Origin of the sequence: Parabacteroides sp. MSK.9.14, from assembly GCF_019041495.1 — a bacterium.
GTDB lineage: Bacteria > Bacteroidota > Bacteroidia > Bacteroidales > Tannerellaceae > Parabacteroides > Parabacteroides merdae.
In genome coordinates this window covers 1-19475 of sequence record NZ_JAHPXO010000038.1, presented here as the reverse complement: position 1 = coordinate 19475, position 19475 = coordinate 1, and the positions used below count along the sequence as shown (strand labels likewise).

The 19475-nt window shown below is 38.4% G+C and carries 18 protein-coding genes and 3 pseudogenes; 19 read left to right on the top strand and 2 right to left on the bottom strand.

The genetic code is table 11. From position 1 onward, the window contains the following. The first annotated feature begins 18 nt into the window (after positions 1–18). From glgP to KTG12_RS17360, 3 genes are read left to right on the top strand one after another with little or no spacing between them, the layout of a single operon-like run. Positions 19–2577: an alpha-glucan family phosphorylase gene (glgP, locus tag KTG12_RS17370; protein ID WP_004295277.1), complete on the top strand. Its 2559-nt coding sequence runs from the start codon at positions 19–21 to the stop codon at positions 2575–2577. Between the two features lie 16 nt (positions 2578–2593). Further along, positions 2594–3403 (top strand): arginase family protein, encoded by an 810-nt coding sequence (locus KTG12_RS17365; protein ID WP_004295276.1) that lies wholly within the window; start codon positions 2594–2596, stop codon positions 3401–3403. A 54-nt stretch (positions 3404–3457) separates the two neighbouring features. Then, positions 3458–3994, top strand: a complete 537-nt coding sequence (locus KTG12_RS17360) for a methylglyoxal synthase (RefSeq protein ID WP_004295275.1) — start codon at positions 3458–3460, stop codon at positions 3992–3994. Positions 3995–4204: 210 nt separating this feature from the next. Here the strand turns inward: KTG12_RS17360 and KTG12_RS17355 are convergent. Then, positions 4205–4333 (bottom strand): annotated as a pseudogene (locus tag KTG12_RS17355) (transposase); the annotation flags it as partial. A 128-nt stretch (positions 4334–4461) separates the two neighbouring features. Continuing rightward, positions 4462–4638, bottom strand: a pseudogene (locus tag KTG12_RS17350) (Ppx/GppA family phosphatase); the annotation flags it as partial. Between the two features lie 73 nt (positions 4639–4711). Between KTG12_RS17350 and KTG12_RS17345 the strand changes: the two are divergent. From KTG12_RS17345 to KTG12_RS17275, 16 genes and pseudogenes are all read left to right on the top strand, one after another. Continuing rightward, a pseudogene (locus KTG12_RS17345) lies at positions 4712–5028 on the top strand (helix-turn-helix domain-containing protein). A gap of 118 nt (positions 5029–5146) precedes the next feature. After that, positions 5147–5401 carry a hypothetical protein gene (locus KTG12_RS21870; protein ID WP_005650026.1) on the top strand — a complete coding sequence of 85 codons (255 nt, stop codon included), beginning with the start codon at positions 5147–5149 and terminating at the stop codon, positions 5399–5401. Continuing rightward, positions 5337–5624 (top strand): transposase, encoded by a 288-nt coding sequence (locus KTG12_RS21865; protein WP_226769917.1) that lies wholly within the window; start codon positions 5337–5339, stop codon positions 5622–5624. Before KTG12_RS21870 ends, KTG12_RS21865 begins: the two co-directional genes overlap by 65 nt. Further along, positions 5578–6042, top strand: a complete 465-nt coding sequence (locus tag KTG12_RS17335; RefSeq protein WP_005650024.1) for an IS5 family transposase — start codon at positions 5578–5580, stop codon at positions 6040–6042. Before KTG12_RS21865 ends, KTG12_RS17335 begins: the two co-directional genes overlap by 47 nt. Before the next feature lie 8 nt (positions 6043–6050). Beyond that, positions 6051–6362 (top strand): helix-turn-helix domain-containing protein, encoded by a 312-nt coding sequence (locus KTG12_RS17330; protein WP_004295270.1) that lies wholly within the window; start codon positions 6051–6053, stop codon positions 6360–6362. Between the two features lie 892 nt (positions 6363–7254). After that, positions 7255–8067, top strand: coding sequence for a radical SAM protein (locus tag KTG12_RS17325; protein WP_227225950.1), 813 nt, complete (start codon positions 7255–7257; stop codon positions 8065–8067). A 1-nt stretch (position 8068) separates the two neighbouring features. Beyond that, positions 8069–9184, top strand: a complete 1116-nt coding sequence (locus KTG12_RS17320; protein ID WP_122115790.1) for a radical SAM protein — start codon at positions 8069–8071, stop codon at positions 9182–9184. Beyond that, positions 9181–10050 (top strand): radical SAM protein, encoded by an 870-nt coding sequence (locus KTG12_RS17315; protein ID WP_155144180.1) that lies wholly within the window; start codon positions 9181–9183, stop codon positions 10048–10050. Before KTG12_RS17320 ends, KTG12_RS17315 begins: the two co-directional genes overlap by 4 nt. Continuing rightward, complete coding sequence (locus KTG12_RS17310; protein WP_122115791.1) at positions 10026–10664, top strand: dimethyladenosine transferase; 639 nt, start codon at positions 10026–10028, stop codon at positions 10662–10664. The genes KTG12_RS17315 and KTG12_RS17310 overlap by 25 nt, the downstream gene beginning before the upstream one ends. Further along, entirely contained in the window at positions 10661–12418 is a 1758-nt protein-coding gene (locus KTG12_RS17305; RefSeq protein ID WP_117945670.1) for a polysaccharide deacetylase family protein, read from the top strand. The genes KTG12_RS17310 and KTG12_RS17305 overlap by 4 nt, the downstream gene beginning before the upstream one ends. After that, a complete protein-coding gene (locus KTG12_RS17300) occupies positions 12415–13494 on the top strand; it encodes a glycosyltransferase (RefSeq protein WP_119962098.1) in 1080 nt (359 codons plus the stop codon). Before KTG12_RS17305 ends, KTG12_RS17300 begins: the two co-directional genes overlap by 4 nt. A 10-nt stretch (positions 13495–13504) precedes the next feature. After that, complete coding sequence (locus tag KTG12_RS17295; protein WP_117945672.1) at positions 13505–13903, top strand: hypothetical protein; 399 nt, start codon at positions 13505–13507, stop codon at positions 13901–13903. 16 nt (positions 13904–13919) lie between these two features. After that, positions 13920–14876, top strand: a complete 957-nt coding sequence (locus KTG12_RS17290; protein WP_173022541.1) for a TIGR02452 family protein — start codon at positions 13920–13922, stop codon at positions 14874–14876. Positions 14877–14885: 9 nt separating this feature from the next. Next, complete coding sequence (locus KTG12_RS17285) at positions 14886–15872, top strand: glycosyltransferase family 2 protein (protein WP_117945674.1); 987 nt, start codon at positions 14886–14888, stop codon at positions 15870–15872. Then, complete coding sequence (locus KTG12_RS17280) at positions 15869–17671, top strand: ATP-grasp fold amidoligase family protein (protein WP_149935947.1); 1803 nt, start codon at positions 15869–15871, stop codon at positions 17669–17671. The genes KTG12_RS17285 and KTG12_RS17280 overlap by 4 nt, the downstream gene beginning before the upstream one ends. 8 nt (positions 17672–17679) lie before the next feature. Continuing rightward, entirely contained in the window at positions 17680–18654 is a 975-nt protein-coding gene (locus KTG12_RS17275; protein WP_173022540.1) for an NAD-dependent epimerase/dehydratase family protein, read from the top strand. Positions 18655–19475: the final 821 nt, after the last annotated feature.

The window sequence follows — 19475 nt, the reverse complement described above, 5'->3', positions numbered from 1 at the left end:
TTATTTAATTAAAATGTCATGGAATATTCAAGTTATAATGTAAATACCCCTCAGTGGAGGGAGATTACAGTAGGTTCACATCTTCCTGCAGAACTGCGAAAACTTGCAGAAATCGCACATAATCTCTGGTGGACATGGAATGATGACGCAAAGAAACTGTATTGTGATTTGGATTCGGAACTTTGGAAAGAGGTGGAACAGAATCCGGTATTGTTTCTGGAGCGGATAAATTATGAGAAGCTTGTAGCGCTGGCACATGATGAGAACTTTGTCTATAAAATGGATGCCGTCTATTCCGCCTTCAAAAAATACGTAGATGTGGAACCGGATCACCAGCGCCCGTCAATAGCTTATTTCAGCATGGAATACGGCTTGGATGAAGTCCTTAAGATATATTCCGGCGGTTTGGGAATGTTGGCGGGGGATTACCTGAAAGAGGCGTCGGACAGCAATGTGGACCTTTGTGCCATAGGACTTTTGTACCGTTACGGTTATTTTGACCAGTCGCTTTCCATGGACGGCCAGCAGACAGTCAATTATAAAGCGCAGAATTTCGGGCAGCTCCCGATTGAAAAGGTAATGCAACCGGATGGGAAACAACTGGTAATCCACGTCCCCTATGCCGACAGTTTTGTGGTACATGCCAATGTCTGGAAAGCCAGTGTGGGGCGTATTCCCCTTTATCTGCTGGATACGGACAATGAACTCAACAGCGAGTTTGACCGCCCTATCACTCACCATCTGTATGGAGGCGACTGGGAGAATCGGCTAAAACAGGAAATACTGCTTGGCATAGGCGGGATGATAACGCTGAGAGCTTTAGGTATAACGAAAGATGTATATCACTGTAATGAGGGGCATGCCGCACTGATCAATATCCAGCGGCTTTGTGATTACATAAATGGCGGCTTGAATTTCGGGCAGGCCATGGAGCTGGTACGTGCTTCCTCACTTTATACCGTACATACTCCCGTACCCGCTGGTCATGATTATTTTGACGAAGGGCTTTTCAATAAATATATGAAGGGATATCCTGGCAAGTTGGGTATAACCTGGGATAACCTGATGGATCTCGGGCGTCACAATCCGGGAGACAAGGAGGAACGTTTCTGCATGTCTGTCTTCGCCTGCAAGACCTGCCAGGAGGTAAACGGTGTCAGCAAGTTGCATAAATCGGTATCCCAGCAAATGTTTGCGCCGATCTGGAAGGGATACTTCCCGGAAGAGAACCATGTGGGTTATGTAACCAACGGGGTACATCTGCCTACCTGGTGTGCGGCAGAATGGAAAAAGCTTTTCAAGGACAATTTTGATGAGAATTTTTTCTGCGACCAGTCCAATCAGAAAATCTGGGAGGCCGTCTATGGCATCCCGGATGAAGAGATATGGAATACCCGGTTAAAACAGAAAGCAAAATTGCTGGACTATATCAAAAGCAAATGCAGCAAGGACTGGCTCAGGAGTCAGATTGATCCGGCATTGAGCGTTTCCATTTTTGAGAGATTCAATCCCGATGCTCTTCTAATAGGCTTCGGACGCCGTTTTGCTACATATAAGAGGGCTCATCTTCTGTTCACGGATATAGACCGACTTGCCAGGATTGTGAATAATCCGAAATATCCGGTACAGTTCATCTTTGCAGGCAAAGCCCATCCCAATGACGGTGCCGGGCAGGGGCTGATCAAGCAAATCGTGGAAATATCCCGGCGTCCGGAATTTTTAGGTAAAATCATATTCTTGGAGAATTACGACATGGACCTGGCACGCCATCTTATCTCGGGGGTGGATATTTGGATGAACACCCCTACGCGGTTGGCAGAAGCTTCGGGTACGTCGGGCGAGAAGGCATTGATGAACGGTGTGCTTAATTTCTCCGTGCTGGACGGTTGGTGGTATGAAGGATACCGTAAGGATGCTGGATGGGCACTGACTGATAAAAGGACTTATCAGAATGAACAGTACCAAAACCAGCTGGATGCCGAAGCCATCTATTATTTGTTGGAGCATGACATCCTGCCACTGTATTACGAGCATGGGGGGAAGAACTATTCGGAAGACTGGGTCAAGTATATCAAGAACTCAATCGCACAAATCGCTCCCCATTTTACCATGAAAAGACAGTTGGACGACTACTATGACAGGTTCTATAACAAACTGTCAGAGCATTTCCACATTCTGGCAGCCGACAACTTTGCGAAGGCGAAAATGATGGCTGACTGGAAAGCAAACGTCCGAAGCAGATGGGATGCCATAGAAATCAAATCCATAGAGGCAGGGAATGGGCTGAATGCCACGGTTGAAGCCGGAAAGGAATATGAGGTGACGGTTGTCGTTGATGAGAAAGGCCTGGATGACGCAATCGGAATAGAATCGGTCATTATCAGGCGTGAAGACGGTCAGGATCACATATATGAGGTTATTCCCCTTTTGCCGGTTTCCAAGAATGGGAATTTATATACCTTTAAGGCGACATCCGGCATTTTCAACGCTGGAAGCTTCAAGCAGGCCTTCCGTATGTATCCCAAGAATGCTTTGTTACCTCACCGACAAGATTTCTGTTATGTACGATGGTTTTAATGAACAGTAAAAGGATATGCAAAAACAACGTATGAGCGGGCAAAATCAAAAAACAGATAAACGGATAGCATGGCCGATCATCATCATGAACTTCACGGGAGTGTATGACTACGAGGCGTTTGCCCGGAACAATAAATTTATATGGCTGGATTGTCGTCATCTTTATGGTACAGATGGCTACTGTGACAGGGAGGGGGCTTTGGCTTTGAAGGGGATGATTGCTGATTATCCGGCGGAGGGAGTCCATTTCATTGATTCAGGCAATTATCATTATTTGACTAAATTCTGGACAGACAAACTTGAAACTCCGTTTTCGCTGATTGTGTTCGACCACCATCCCGATATGCAGCCACCGTTGTTTGACAACATACTTTCTTGCGGAAGTTGGGTAAAGGATATATTGGACCATAACAACAACTGCAAGAAAGTAATTATCGTAGGTTCTTCAGACAAACTGATACAGGCTGTGCCGAAAGGATATGAAAGACAAGTTCGGTTTTACAGTGAAACTACGCTCATGCACGAAGAGGGTTGGCAGAACTTTTCTTCCGGACATATCAACGGACCGGTTTACATTTCCATAGACAAGGATGTCTTGAATCCGGCTTCGGCAGCAACAAACTGGGATCAAGGTTCTCTCAGCTTATGGGAATTGGAGAAACTGCTGGCTGTTATTCTTCAGAAAGAACAGGTAGTAGGCATTGACATCTGTGGGGAATGCTCCACAACACTCAATCTTTTTGAAGAAAAACGGGAAACCGTCATGGATAGCCAGGCAAACAAAGAATTGCTCAGATTTATCCGGTCATCCTCCGGCCTTCAATAGAATTAGTTTTTTTGTTATTATAATTATCATATAAAAATAAAATAATTTAGCTTTATGGAAACAATTGTTCGTAGAATTGGACTTGTTGCACACGATGCAATGAAAAAAGACATGATAGAGTGGGTTCTCTGGAACTCGGAACGTCTGATAGGACATAAATTCTATTGTACGGGTACAACCGGTACACTAATTAAAAAAGCCCTTGAAGAAAAACATCCTGAAATCAAATGGGATATCACAATCCTGAAATCTGGTCCTTTAGGAGGTGACCAGCAAATTGGTTCGCGGATCGTAGAAGGAGAAATAGACTATCTGTTCTTTTTTACAGATCCGATGACACTACAGCCGCATGATACGGATGTGAAAGCATTGACCAGACTGGCTGGAGTTGAAAATATTGTTTTCTGCTGTAACCGTTCGACTGCGGACCACATTATTACGAGTCCCTTATTCACTGACCCAACTTACGAACGTATTCACCCGGATTACACCAATTACACGCAGCGTTTTGAAAACAAGGGAATCATATCTGAAGCAGTGGAGCAAGTGAAAAAGCGGAGGAATAAAAGTGAGAATAACATTTCTAAATGAACTGTAATAAGTAGTAGAATATTTATAAGGCTATCTAAGAAACAAGTTGTTTACATCTTTCAGAATAGGTATCAGCTGAATAGTAATCTGCTAAGTTTGTGTCAAAACGTTGGCACAAACTCTTTTATATTTTACAGTTCTGCTATATTTTCTTTTGGCTATGCTGCTTTTTCCAGGGGCAGCGGATTTTTCCGGTTGGCAAGCTTTCCTTTAAGCGTATAGCCTAGTCAGTCTGAACATGAAGAATTTCAGATCAGCCACCCCTCTAAACTGGCTTCGAAGAGCTTTGATTTTAGCATTGAACGACTCCGCTGAAGCATTTGTCAATCGTTCTTCAAAATTTTAGGGGAAATACCTAAAGATACAAAAAGCCAACTAATTCGCAATACTTTTAGTATGAATTAGTTGGCTAATTTTATAGGATTTACTGAATATCCCCTAGTTAAAACAGCTATGCACAATTCCTTTTATTCCGTTTTCAGGTATATGGCATACAAATTGTCAATAATACCATCTGCTAAGCCAATGACCGGAACATGGATATACTCAGCTTTGACAATACCTGCAATTATCAGAAATATCTCAGCGGCGGGAACAATAACATCTGCACGGTCAGTTTTCAGATTAAATTCTTCCATGCGCTGTTATACCGGCACCACGAGTGACCGTTTCTCCGGATGGTATGAATTTGAAGTATCAACATAAAATCGGATTGTTATGGAAACCGTATGTTTTGAAAGGAAGGCGTTCGAGGAATTTGCCATGAAAATCGAACGGTTCATACATAGGGTGGAGGGAATCCCCATCTGGATTTGAAAGGCGTGAAGAGGACGGCTGGCTGGCTCGACCACCAGGATGTCTGCCTGAAGCTGAAAATCAGCAAGCGCACCTTGCAGACCTTGCGGGATAACGGCACGCTCGCCTATACCAAGATAGGCAACCGTACCTATTACCTGCCGGAAGACGTGGAGCGTATCGTCACGAAAGTGGAGGACAGACGCAAGGATGCACGCTACAGGGGGCACACCATTTGAAGGAATTGAACTGAAGTATCAACAAAAGACAAATGAGCAGTATGTATAATAGAGTTTATATCGAATAATTGATTAAAGCGTTCTTTGATTTATCTTTGTGATCTAAAAAGTTCAATTGATGTATTACGACAAGATTCGCCACCGTCATAGCCAAGTGCTTGCTGCGACAGGATTAACTCCTGCTGAGTTTGACGCTTTGCTAATAACTTTCAAGTACCATTGGGATGAATATTACAGCCATTTTACCTTGGAAGGTAAAGTGCGCCAACGTATATCTTACAACAGTGTTGTCTCTGATTCAGGACAAAATGTTCTTCATATTGGTATATCTGAAGACCAATCCCCTTCAGGAACTCCATGCTATTCAGTTTGAGATGACCCAGCCCCAGGCCAATAGATGGATTCACCTTCTTTCTGAGATTCTCCGGCGTACATTGAAAACGCTTGGTGAATTGCCTGACCGTAACTCCAAACGTCTGATACACATTCTTCAAGGGTGCGAAGAAGTCTTGTTGGACGGAACCGAGCGACCTATTCAGCGTCCTTTGGATGAAGACTGGCAGTCTGCATGCTATAGTGGTAAAAAAAACTCATAGCATAAAGAATAACCTGTTATGTACTAACAATCTTCGGATTGTATGGTTGAGCTCCACATACAAAGGTCATGTCCATGACAAAAAGATTTGTGATGAAGAACCTCTTCTACTTCCCAAAGGTATTAGGCTCTGGCAGGATACAGGTTTCATCGGACACAAACCGGATGGAGTTGAAATATGCATGCCCAAAAAGAAACCTAAAGGGAAAGAGCTTACTTGTGTTGAAAAACAAGAGAACAAGCGGATTTCCGGAGTTAGGATTAAAGTGGAGCATGCCATAGGTGGTATGAAAAAATGCCGTATTGTCAAAGAACGATTCAGATGCCATAAATTCGGTTTCGAAGATATGGTGATTCTTATTGCTTGTGGATTACACAACTTCAGAATCAGTCACAAAATGAGTCATATAACAAATTAATCTATATAATGTTTAATGAATTGAAAACGAAAGACGATGCGTGGATGCAGTCCATCCACGAGCGTATCGACCGGCTGTCGGCGATGATTGACGGCATTTTCGGAGATGGCGCGGTTCCGCCAAAAGAAGACGTGTACCTGTGCGACAGTGAGGTGGCGTGTATGCTGAAAGTCAGCCGCAGGACATTGGGCGAGTATCGGAGCAACGGCACGCTGCCTTACTATGTACTTGGTGGCAAGGTCTTGTACAAGAGGAGCGAGATCGAGCAGGTGTTGGAACGGGAATATAGGAGTGTCGGCAAGGCGCGGGGAAGCGGATGAAGATTCCATTTACCTGTTTTTTACGCACTTGTACAGGCTGCGGGCATTAAGACTGTCCGCATAAAGGCTGGACGTTTGCGTGCGCCAGCCACAGACTGTTTTTTAGAGGTGAGGGAGTTTGCCGTCTGGAAAAAGAACCTCTTTTTGGACTTTGGCACAAAGTCGTCCCCTGCCCGGTATCAGACTGTAATTCCTGTATGCAATCCTTTTCTGACTGTTCTCGTAACAGTCTGTTTCAATCCTGCCTGACCTTTGTTTACTTTTCATAAAGAGACTGTACCGCCTTTGTGACCGGGATATGAAACCGAAAGATTGTTTTTGACGGTTGCTAAAAAAGAAAAATCAAAGGTGTTTTGCATGTTCCGTAAAAAATCGTACCTTTACATAAAGTGAGTTGCACATCAACGCAATTGATGCAAGTATGTAGAAACCAGAACGGTTGCCAACTCGTTACCTCGTTTTTTGATGATCCGCATAAACTTTTATTCTTAGCGGATTATGTGATTCTTTCAAAAATAATCTCTATTTTGGGAATACGGCTTTCTGAATATCGGAAATTCTATGTGCCTGCCGTTTTACATCCCCTCCCTACAATCTACAACGACATGCTATCAGAACACTTCCCCATAAAATTTCTATTTTTCCTGTGAAATTATTCTCTTATTCAAAAAAAATAGTATCTTTGTCCTATAAAAGTTGTTCATAAGTATGAGACTGTAAAGTACTGAAATTAGCACAATCTCCAAATCGTTACCTTAGACTTTTCAGAACTTCCATAAGCGTTTGTCTTTCAAATTAATCCATCAAATTGATAAGAATTTAAAGTACTATCTTGTCCACTTTCAATTGAGGGATTACAGAAGTATAATGAATATATCGCACCAGCACTACGATGATGGAAAAGTTAATCATAGAAGTGGATATTACACATCGTTGCAATCTTATTTGTCGACATTGTAATCGTCTTTGTAATGCTGAGAATCAGTATGCAATAGTTAGGAATTCTTTGGATATGGATATGCGGCATATAGACTATCTGTGTCGTGAGATTAAATCGATTCGTAAAGGAAGTATAGAAACCATCCGAATACTTGGAGGCGAGCCATTATTGTCAAAGATATTAGAGCCGGCGGTTCAAGCTTTTGAATTACTGAAAGACGAAGGCTATATTTCTAATATCAATATTGTGACCAACGGTACATTGCCTATTCCTGCTTATTGTTCTCCATACATTGTATTTGCGCCACAAATTGTAGGTCAAATGATAGAAGACAAAGGTAGGCCATTGACTAAGAACGAAATATATTCAATCAAGAATATAAAGCACAGAAATATAACATTATCTCCGGAAGACATTGGCGCAGACTATAAAATCTGCGATAGAATCAATATTTGTGGTATTCATTATACCGTCTATGGTTTTTCATATACAGCTCCTTGTTTCCCTTGTATAATGGCGAAACAATCAAATCATAAATATTTTTTGCATGAATTTCCAAAAGATGTTTCAATGTTTATAAGAGAAAATTTTAAGAATGACGTGTGTTCTCTATGTACATATGCTATAGAAAATTATAAAATGTATGCGAATGAGCATCCAGAATTTCAAACATGGAACTATTGTGGAACTAAATGGAAGGAGCTAATCTTTTCAAACAAGGTAAAGTATGTAGAACCCGACACAAGTTGGATTAATAAAGTGTAAGATGGTACTTAATCAAGAACAATTCGATGCATTCAGAATGGAGATTGCTACATTCGGCAATATTCCGATCTTAAGCCAGTACTGTGGTATAGGGTGTGTATTTTGTAAAGTGCACACAGATTCCTATTTGGGACACTATCCAAAGATTCCAATGATTGATAAGGAAGACCTTATAAAAGGCTTTGCTTTTATCAACCCGAATGTTAACTACGTAAGGCTGGGTGCTGGTGTATTGGTCGCACCTCATACAGACCCATTTCTTCATCCTCAGATATATGATTTTATCAAAATTGCATCGGAATATTTCCCGACAAAAAAGATAACAACCGTTACTACCGGTGCATATATCAGAGAAGACAAATTGGATTTCCTTAATTCTATTCCGAATTTTGGTATAGATTTATCACTCATCACTATGCAAGGTAAGAGGGAGGCTATCATACCAAGATCTGAACGTGAAAGAACAATGACTTTGTTGAAGTATGCACCGTTAAATAAGTGTACACTTATGTTCACCGGTTCTATTTATGATATCCAGAAAGATCTCGAATTGCTTTATGGACTTGGCGTTGATAAAAAGGTCAGACAAATTCTTGTTCGAAGGATGGAACACACTAAAACAAGTCAACGTCAACTGAAAGAATTGTCAACACAATGCATAGAGCATTATGAAGAATGTATAACTTGGATAAAAGAAAATTATCCAGGCGTTATTTACACTGTCCCCATATTAAAGGACGTTTTTCGCGGTGGTAACAATGAATACTTCATTGATGCTGACAAACGCATAGCGAGACAAAAAGAAATCATAAACAGTCTCCCTTCAGATGCGATGGTGAATCTTATCTGTCCCTTATCTGGATATGATTACTTTACAGAAGCATTTAAGGGTATGCACAACGTAAAGACCAACCTTATACTGAATCATCTATATGGAGGATCAGTGTCTGTGGCTGGGCTCTTGAACCACAAAGATATTAGAGAGCAATTCAATCCAGATAGAAATGATTATATGTTTCTACCGAATGAAATGTACAATGCTGACGGTCTTGATTTACTTGGTGAGCCTATGAGTGAACTCGAAAAATATTACGGAGCTAAAATTATATTGGGATGAATATTGGTTGGAATAAATTTCGCATATTAGTTACAAATCGTTGTAATTATCATTGTCCTTTTTGTCATAACGAGGGACAGGATAAGTCCATTGTTCAAGAACAAATGACATTTGATGACTTCCGGAGTTTCGTCGATATTATAGCCAATCTGCACATCAGCGAGATTAACTTTAGTGGAGGAGAACCATTACTCAATCCGGAAATTGTGGATATGATTTTATATGCCAACAATAAGTTGACAGGAGATATTAGCTGTGCAACAAATCTTTCATTGATTACTACCAATATGATTGAAAAGCTTGCTAATACAAGATTGAAATTCAATATCCAATTCCCATACATAAATGAATCTGCATTCATTAAAAGTACAGGAAATGGTTTTCTTAGCAAAATCAAGTCTAACATTAAGGCTGTAAAGGAGGCTGGAATAAAGATTGGACTTAACACTGTTATCCAATCACGGAAGATTGAAGCGATAATAGAAATGATTGAATTCGCGATTCAAAACGAGTTACCTTTAAAACTCCTTCCTCAAATAGGCTTGGAAGGTAGCGATAAGTTTAAGGATCAAATATACCCCATTCTTAATAGATATGCTACAACCATTTGCGATAAAGGAACTGGAGCTACAGCCTGGAATGTCGAAAAAAATGGGCATAGGACTCGCGTTCTTTATATCGATTCGCCCTGTTTCAGTAACGATATCGAAACCTGTCGTGCATTTGGTGAATTAAGAATACTTCCAGGTATGTATGCACAGCCCTGCATACTTAAAGAGCCTGAAATACGATTAGATCTTTCTAAAGGCGACGAATACATACTTAATCAATTAGCACAATTATGGAACGGCTTCACGACATGCTAACCACTTATAATGCCAATATTCCTACGGATATGAGGACATCCTGGAGCAAGCAATTTTTACAGCCTACTTTCCCCTCGTATTGGGAGATTACATACAAAGTGTTGCAATTTATAGATAGAGAAAAACGTATAATCGAAATTGGTGCTGGACAAGGAGATGTTACAGCTATAGCTTGTTATTTAGGGTTTAATTTCATCTCTGCATATGAACGAAACATTGAGGCTGCTAATATAGCTGAAGCTAAGATTTCCGACTTATTTCACAGAATATCAATCATAGAAAAGCAAGATTTCGCAAAGGTAGATCTCAAGGATGAATGTGCAGATATTCTTATCATGGTGAATTGTGCTTATGCAGATGGTTGCACAACTAAAGAAGAATATCTTTCAAGACTTGTTTCTTTCTATAACAAAGCGGGAAAACCAAAGTTGGTTATACTCGAAGTAATAGATGCTTCTTATACTTGCGAAGATTTGGATTTCCCTGTATGTATTAGACTAAATCCACAAGATGTTGAATCAATGTTTCCGATGTCAAAAATATCGTCTTATCTAACATATAAATATCCAAAAAACAAGAGGACTAAGCGCCTATATGTAATTGAGAAAAGATGAACATTTATATAGTTACAAACGAATATAGTATTGAAGGTGGCGGCTTAGCTTACAGTTGTCATGCTTTTGTGAATATGCTGGAACAAGTAGGACATGATATCACAATTATTTCTAGTTCTGTTCCATCAGAATCTATTATATCCGGAGGATATAAGCCATCTCTTGGATATGAACTAGCAATGGAGGAAAAGCTCAAAGAGAATATTAAATCACTTGCCTCTGGTGGGCTTATTGTATCGTTTGGAGGTGGTTTTAACGCCTACTATGCCGCTCTTTTGGCGTCCAAATCGAGACTTAAATTATGGCTAATGTTCCGAGGTTCAGATGCTAATATCAGCAAATGGAATCCTATTGAATCTTATTATAATAAATTCGTGGTTGATTGCGCCTCTGAAATTTTCGCTCTATCTAAGGAAATTGCAGATAATGTTCAATTGTTTTCATCGAACAAACTTGATATTCATGTTATTCCCAATTCTGCTAGTAGGAAATCCGAGCAAATCAAGTCTATATCCAGTAGGCATATTACATTAGGAACTGGCGCGACACATCTCAATGAAAAGAAAGGAATCTCACATCTTTTGGAAATGGTCGCTGTTGTAAATAGAACAATGAAAGATTTACATCTTTCGCTTGAACTCGTTGGCCACATAGACAATGATGTAAAGGAACTGTATAAAGCAAAGATGGATGAATTGTGCATTTCAAGTGATGTGAACTTTTTAGGTAGGTTGAGCCGAGATGAATTTAGAAATAGACAAATGACTTGGGACATGTACGTTCAAACTTCTGTTTGCGAAGGAATGGGTAACTCTGTAGTTGATGCAATGTCTATGGGGTTGCCTATTATGATATCCAATACCGGTTATGTAGCAGAAGCTGCGCAAGAACATTTTCCTCAAATTGTATTTAGTTCTCTGAATCCACATAGTATGGCAGATGAACTTTCGATACTAGTTAGTCTTAAAGATAGGGATTTTAGATATGGAAATTTCTATTCAATGTTCTTCTCAGGAATAACACCCTCCAAGATTGCTTCTCGATGGAAACAATTTCTTGAATGCGATACCCCCAAAACGAATTTTGAGTATAAACCTAGCGCGGTTTTATCTCTTACATTGCACGATGTAAGTGGTGATAAGCATGATAATATCACAACGCCAGTAGAAGTCTTTGAATCTTTTGTAGATCGAGTCCATCAGAAGGGACTTGGTTTATGCTCTATGAAGTCTTATGTACAGAAATCGATAGATGAAAGAGAAAGGTGGATTGTCTGCACTTTTGATGATGGTTATACAGGGTTACTTGATAATGCTTTACCTATTCTAAACAAATACGGTTTTACCGCTTCGGTCTATGTATGTACAGATTATTTGGGAAAATCCAATGATTGGAATTTTAAGGATAAGTCTCGACGAATGCATCTGAATGTAGAAGAACTTAAGGAATTAATTTGTGCCGGTTGGGAAATCGGTTCGCATGGAGTAACTCACGAGTCTCTGTTACGTTTGGATGATGCCGATATAGAATGGCAGTTAAAAGAATCCAAAAAGATTCTTGAAGAGCTTTTCGGTCCGGTAATATCTTATGCTTACCCTTATGGAGATATAAGCCCCTACATTGAGACACAGGTGAAAAAATACTACGATTATGCGTTCCTTTTAACGCAAGGCGGAGTGTTTTTGAACACAGATGCGCATAAAATTCATAGATATTACATCTCGGAGATTAATCAAATAATAAACGGTTTATGAGGATTCTTGGAATATTTCGCGGTTTTCCCGGACTTGGGAGAGTTGTAGCAGGAGTCTCCTTATTGGAGGAACTTCGAGATCAATACGGAGCTAATATTCGTATGATTAGTTATCTTCAAGGTAATGAATATCTTAAGTCCAAGGGCTATGCAGATTTGCACGAAGCCACCCCCATGGACTATTGTTCGATTGGCTTAGTCCCGACAAATAAGATGGGAGCATACATTCATACCACAATTAAAGAATATACCCCGGATTTAATATTGATAGATGGTGAGCCCTTGATAGTTCATTCCATTAAATTGTCTTTCCCGAGAATGAAAATTGTAGTGTTATTAAATCCTTCTGATGTCGACAATTCATATAATGACAAAGAAGCGATGGACTACTTTAATTCATTATATTCTATGGCAGATGTTGCCATCGTTCATGGGCTTCGGAAAATCAGAAAGCCATTGTTTTACGATTATAAACAGTTCTATTCACTTAACACGATTCTGCGCAGGGAGATTCTTAAACTCAAAAATATCCCGTCCAAAGATATTTATTGCATTTTAGGAGGCGGGACCGTTAATGTGAGTTGTCAATTTACCGAATCTTCAATACGTATTGGGGAATTATGTATCAAAGTTGCCGAGGAGTTATCAGAATATCGAATGCATATCGTTTGTTCAAGTGCAAATATATATGATGCTCTGTACAGAATGAGTATCACGGACAATGTATTCCTATATAAGGATATCATTAGCCCTCAGTACTATTATGCGCATGCCTCACTCATTATTACCCGTTCTGGGAGAAATACATTGAGCGAGATTAAATATCTTGATATTCCTGCAATTACGTTTGTGACTGGCGATAGGTACAGAGTAGTAGAACAGAGACAAAATGTAAACTTGCTTCATGATGATTGTTGCCTTATGGCTGAGTCCAATTGGACAAAAGATGAACTCGTACGACTAATAAAACGGCTTAACATACCTAAAGAAAGTGATAAAATTGGAAGTTTTATTCCAGGGAATGCAATAGCAATGGAGATTCTTCTTAACAATACATCATCAATGCCGACTAAATAACCACAACATTATGAACGAGTTGTCACAACCTCTATTTCAGTTGCATGCTCCCTTTATTGTGCTAACAGCAAAAAGCAGTATTGAAGTGCAGGCTTCTATAACATATGCTTTTGTGTCTGCATGTACAGATTCTATTATTATAAGCATTCCAAGAGGTACTAGATTATTTACAAGCAACTCCAATAAAAGGGATAATGCGGGGCTAATACAATGTGAGATTATTTCTCATAGAGAAGAGATTGATGCGAATACCGAAACGTTGGTGCGAAATAAGTTCCCGGAATTTTGTGATGAATATAGCAAACTTTCTTGTATAGGCTATATTTATATAGATCCGTCTCAACTTGGGTGTTTCAAAATTGAAGATGCAACAACTGACGACATATTTGCAATGTTTAATATTAGATAACAATAACATTATCGATATGATAGACAATTTTATATCTGAATTTTCTATTACAAACTCTTGGAATGCAGAGAAATGGTCTCGGTTAATGGAGGATGTTAAAAATATGACTGATGGCGATTCTCGTAAAAGATCTATGAGAAAACTAAGGGCCATAGTTTTTGCGGCGAATAAGTTTATTCTCAATAAAGGCAATTATGTTACTCATCAAGGATTGGTAAATATGCCGATTTTTCAATCATATGATAAAATATATAAGCAACCGATAACTGTTAATCATATTAGAAGAATTGAAGCAGAAACCATATTCGGAGTTTTGAATATGGATTGTATAGATGCAGGTAAGATGCTTCAAGAAGAGGGCTATCATCCAGCTGTTTTAAATATGGCATGTGAGGACGGTCCTGGAGGTGGGGTAATTGGAGGATGCTATGGTCAAGAGGAAAGCCTTTTTAGACGCAGTAATCTTTATGTGTATCTTTATCCTTATTCGCCCCATGCCTTAGAGTGTAACTTGCAGTCTAAACATCCTCAATATCCGCTAAATGGCAATTTTGACGGCATATACGTAAGAGATGCTGTTATTTTCAGGGAAGCCGAAAATAAAGGATATGAACTGCTTCAAAATCCGTTTAATATGTCTTTTATTTCTGTTCCGGCAATCAGAGAACCAATTTTAAATGACGGAATGCTCAATAAAAGAGATATCATTATAGCGAAGGATAAAATCCGGACAATCCTACGCCTTGGATTGATAAATTCTCATGACGCTTTAGTTCTCGGGGCATGGGGTTGTGGCATATTTCATAACCCACCACGAGATATTGCTAGATTATTCAAAGAGGTCTTTTTAGAAGAAGAGTTTTTTAATAAATATAAAAAAGTAGTATTTGCGATTCTTGATGATTCTATATCTTTGAGTAGAAAGAAAGATGACGGAAATCTGTTGCCGTTTAAAGAATTATTTGACAAATAATATACCAATATGATTAGACTTAGCATAATAATCCCGGCATACAATGCTGCTCAATATGTTGAGAGGTGTTTATTGTCCATAAATAATGAAGCTATCAGGTCAGGAATATCTCAATCAGAATATGAGATAATCATTGTAGATGATTGCTCATCTGATAATACAATAGAACGAACTTTAGAATATTTCAATCATCTTAATCTAAGTAATGGCAAAGTGATATGTCATCACACTAATAGGAAACAAGGGGCAGCCCGTAATACTGGATTGCGTGTTGCTAATGGAGATTATGTGTGGTTTGTTGATATCGATGATTCTATTGGCGATGGAATCCTAAAATATCTACATTCATCAGAACTTAGTTCTACCCCTGATATATTTCAGTTCCATGCGGCATCGAAAGACCAATCCAATAACATCGTCATTGAACCTTATTGGGAAAAGCCAATTGGGCCTATGTCAGGAATTGACTATTTGGAATTTGAAGCAATGAATGCCTATTCAAACAGAATCAGAGCATCATGGTCCAAATGGTTTCGCCGAGAATATCTGTTATGCAATAATCTCTTTTATGAGGAAGGTGTTTTCTGGGAGGATGTAGTCCACACTTTAAAAGCATTTTATCTTGCTGATACAGTTATTTATCACCCGGTTATCGGATACATCTATATTCAGACCCCCAATTCGGACATGAGGGGCGTTCAGAGCGGAAAGAAATACGCTGATACTATTCGCTTTTGCACTCAATCCCTTCAATTTCTATTAGAAAAGCATGCATCTCCAAACATTAAAAATCATCTTTCGTCATACTATCTTAAAGTATTGAGAAAGTACAAGAATTACTTAAGCAAATTGACAGAAACAGAAATTGATGCTTTCATAGAGGCCATAAGTGATCTTAAAATGAATGTAATAGAACAATTCTTCGGTAACAAGGAACATGATTGGCTTCTTAATGACAGCAGTATAAGAGAATTATATAATCATCAACGCAAATGAAAACTAAAATTGTATATGTTCTCGCAAGTTCTCAAGAAGATTATTTTCTTGAGCAATGTCTTATTTCACTAAAATTCCTTAGGAAATATAATCCAGAAGCATATGTCGTTCTTGTTTGTGACGACACGACTGAAAGTTCACTAAATGGTAATCGACAAGATATTAAGTTGCTAATCAATGAATTGAAATCCATACAATTTGAAAGGCCAGTAAATAAGGTCGAAAGATCTAGATTAATGAAAGTGAATCTCCGAAAATATGTTGAAGGAGATTTCCTATACATAGATTGTGATACGATAATTGTAAATGACTTATCAGAAATTGATAATTTTACTTTTTCGATAGGAGCTGTTTTGGATGGGCATCAACCGCTTAAGTCCCATCCAATGCGTTCATATTTTAAGAAACAGAATCAACATCTCAACTATAATTTTGATGAAGTCCTTTCATATTATAGTGGAGGTGTCATGTATTCAAAGGATGATGAATCTTCTCATGATTTCTATGCTCATTGGTATAATAATTATCTGGAATCTTTGAAATCAGGAGTTAAACTTGACGAACCACCGCTGGCTAAAACCAATGAGGAGTTGGGCGGAATCATTTGTGAAATGAATGGCATATGGAATTGTCAAATTCGATTTGGTGCATTATATTTAGCTAATGCCAAAATTCTCCATTTCTGTTCTAAAAAAAATATGCCTGTTAATAATCTCGCACGAAGAGAATTTTTGTACAAGATTAAAGAACGAGGATTAGACATCGACGAGATGCAATGGTATTTGGAAAATTGGCATAGAACAATACCTTCTAATTTATTGCTGTCAACAAATATTGATGCCAATTTTAATCTGTCCAGGGACTATGAAGATGCGCGTTCAGCCTATGTGATTGTTAAGATGCAAGATGGGATATTTCAGCCACAAATAACTACATTTAAGGAACTATACAATCATTATAGAAATATCATTATTGGAAAGTTCAATCCTATGTCATTAGCAAAAATACTATTTAAAGAAAAATTTGGTTATTCTATAGAAAATGAGCCTATTAATTCTCTAAATCGAAAGCTTTTTAATCTTGCATTCTTTAATCCAGTTGATATATGGACAACTCTTGCGGATAAATTGGCTGTAAGAAAATTTGTAAAATCTAAAGGATGTGCAGATATACTGCTGACCGTTTATAAATATTGGGATAATGTTGGGGTTATTGATTTTTCATCACTACCAAATTCATTTGTCTTAAAGTGCAATCACGATAACGGTTCTACTATTCTTGTGTATGATAAGTTTTCTGTAGATAAGTCATTCATTGAAGACTTTTATCGCCGAAAACTATCGCTACCTTTCGGCATTGAAACTGCAGAGCCGCATTATCTGGGCATCAAGCCCTTTGTTTTTGCTGAAGAGTTGCTTGAGAATGACAAGCAGTTCTCATCAGGACTTGTTTCTTATAAATTTTTCTCAGTTCATGGGAAGGTCAAATTTTGTCAAGTCATTTATGACACTGAATGTTATGATGAGCAGAAATCTCAAATATATGAGACCAATGGTTGGATTCAATGTCCCGGATATATTCTTAAAAATGAAGGACGGATGAAGATACCGCAACCAACTTCTTTAATGAAGATGTTGGAGGTGGTAGAAAGACTCTCGTCTGAGATTTCATTTTGTCGTGTGGACTTATATGAATATCATGGACGTGTGTATTTCAGCGAAATGACATTAATGCCAGCAGCAGGAAGAATCAACAACTTTTCTCAAGAGTTGCTATGTTTAATTGGTAAGAATATTTAATGCTAAATATGAATAACATTATTATTATTACTGGAGTAGCAGGGTTCATCGGTTATTCTTTAGCTGATAAACTACTTAATAAAAGATATTCAATTATCGGAATAGATGCAATGTTTGGGTCTGGAGAAAACCTACGCTTAAAACAACGTAGGCTTGAAATTCTTCAGGAGTACAAGGCATTCAAGTTTGTGAATGTAGATCTCTCGCTAATGAATAATAACTTAATAGATGTGTTTTCACAAGCCGATGTTGTAATTCACTTAGCTGCTTCTCCTGGTGTACGACAATCAATGAAAACACCTGAGCCATATATGCAAAATAATATTCACGCCTTTGCGAATGTTATTGATCTTTGTCATTGTGCTAGAATAGGTAAATTTATTTATGCAAGTTCAAGTAGTGTTTATGGGGATGTGATTACAAATGGGGCAATCATACCATTAACTGAAGATATGGATACAAATCATCCACAGAGTGTTTATTCAATGACTAAGAAATCTAACGAATTACTAGCATATGTATATTCCTCCGCATTTGGTATCAAGACAATCGGATTACGCTTGTTCTCAGTATATGGTCCATTTGGACGGATTGATATGGCTCCATGGATTTTTGCACAATCCATTCTTGAAAATAAGGTAATCACCTTATACGATGAAGGTAAAATGATTCGTGATTTCACATATATTGATGATGTAACCTCTGCAATAACCGCAGTGTTGGAGCAAGATATTGACAAAAATTATTCAATTTATAATGTTGGTTCATCAAATCCACATTCGGTAATTACATTACTCCATACTATAGAACATAAATTAGGCATAAAAGCTAACTATATTTCTTCAAAAGCACTTGAAGGTGATGTCAAATACACATGTGCATCAACAGACCTAATTCGGAAAAATTATACATTACCTCCCGCAACTAACTTCTCGGAAGGTATATCATTGTTTTGCAAATGGATAAAAGAGTATCTGTTCTAATTTTTAAAATTTAATACAAAGCATTATGGTCGGAGCTTGTAATTAGAGATTTAGCGATATGGACATGGGAACACGATAGAAAATGTTTCTATGACAGTCTTGTGTCTCCTCATTCTAAGTTAACGGGTTACAGAATTATTCCTATAGTGTGTAGTCAATGATAAATGAAGACGGTTTAGTCCATAAGAATCGTTTTATGTTGTTTCCTTGGATTTCTTTGAGGCAATCTGGATTGTATCTATTTTCGATACGATTTGATAACCAATTTTCAATCTATTTCCCCAACTTTGGAGGGAAAGGTTTTAGCAAGTAGTTTTGGGGCGCTGGAAATATTTCGGGTGCCCGAAAAAACACCTGGCTATACATGGTCTACGATAAGCTAAGAGAGATTCCCCTTACACAAAAGTAGGGCATCTCCTTGTCGTATCTCGCCTTTATACTTTCATGTACAGTAGTCTACCGGATCGAATGAACAAGACCTATCCCATACATAAACCAATTTAGACTGCTATATTATTTTTGAGGAAGAGAGGTGGAATGAGATCAGATACCCTCTTTAGGATTGACTGTAAGTCGATTAAATGTGGAAAAGGATTGCTTTTGTCACAAGTAAAGTGTATATTTGCATTGAAAGAATCGTTCTTTGACAGAGGCAAAAGAAAACAGAATTTTGTAATTCGCTCGTTTCTAAATCGTTACCTGTTATTAATTTAATAGAAGTAACTATTTGATTTTCAATTAAATAGCGAATATATAATGTTTCGCAACATGCGTGCTCAGTGGTTTATTGATACCGCATATGTCAGCGATCTCTTTCAAAT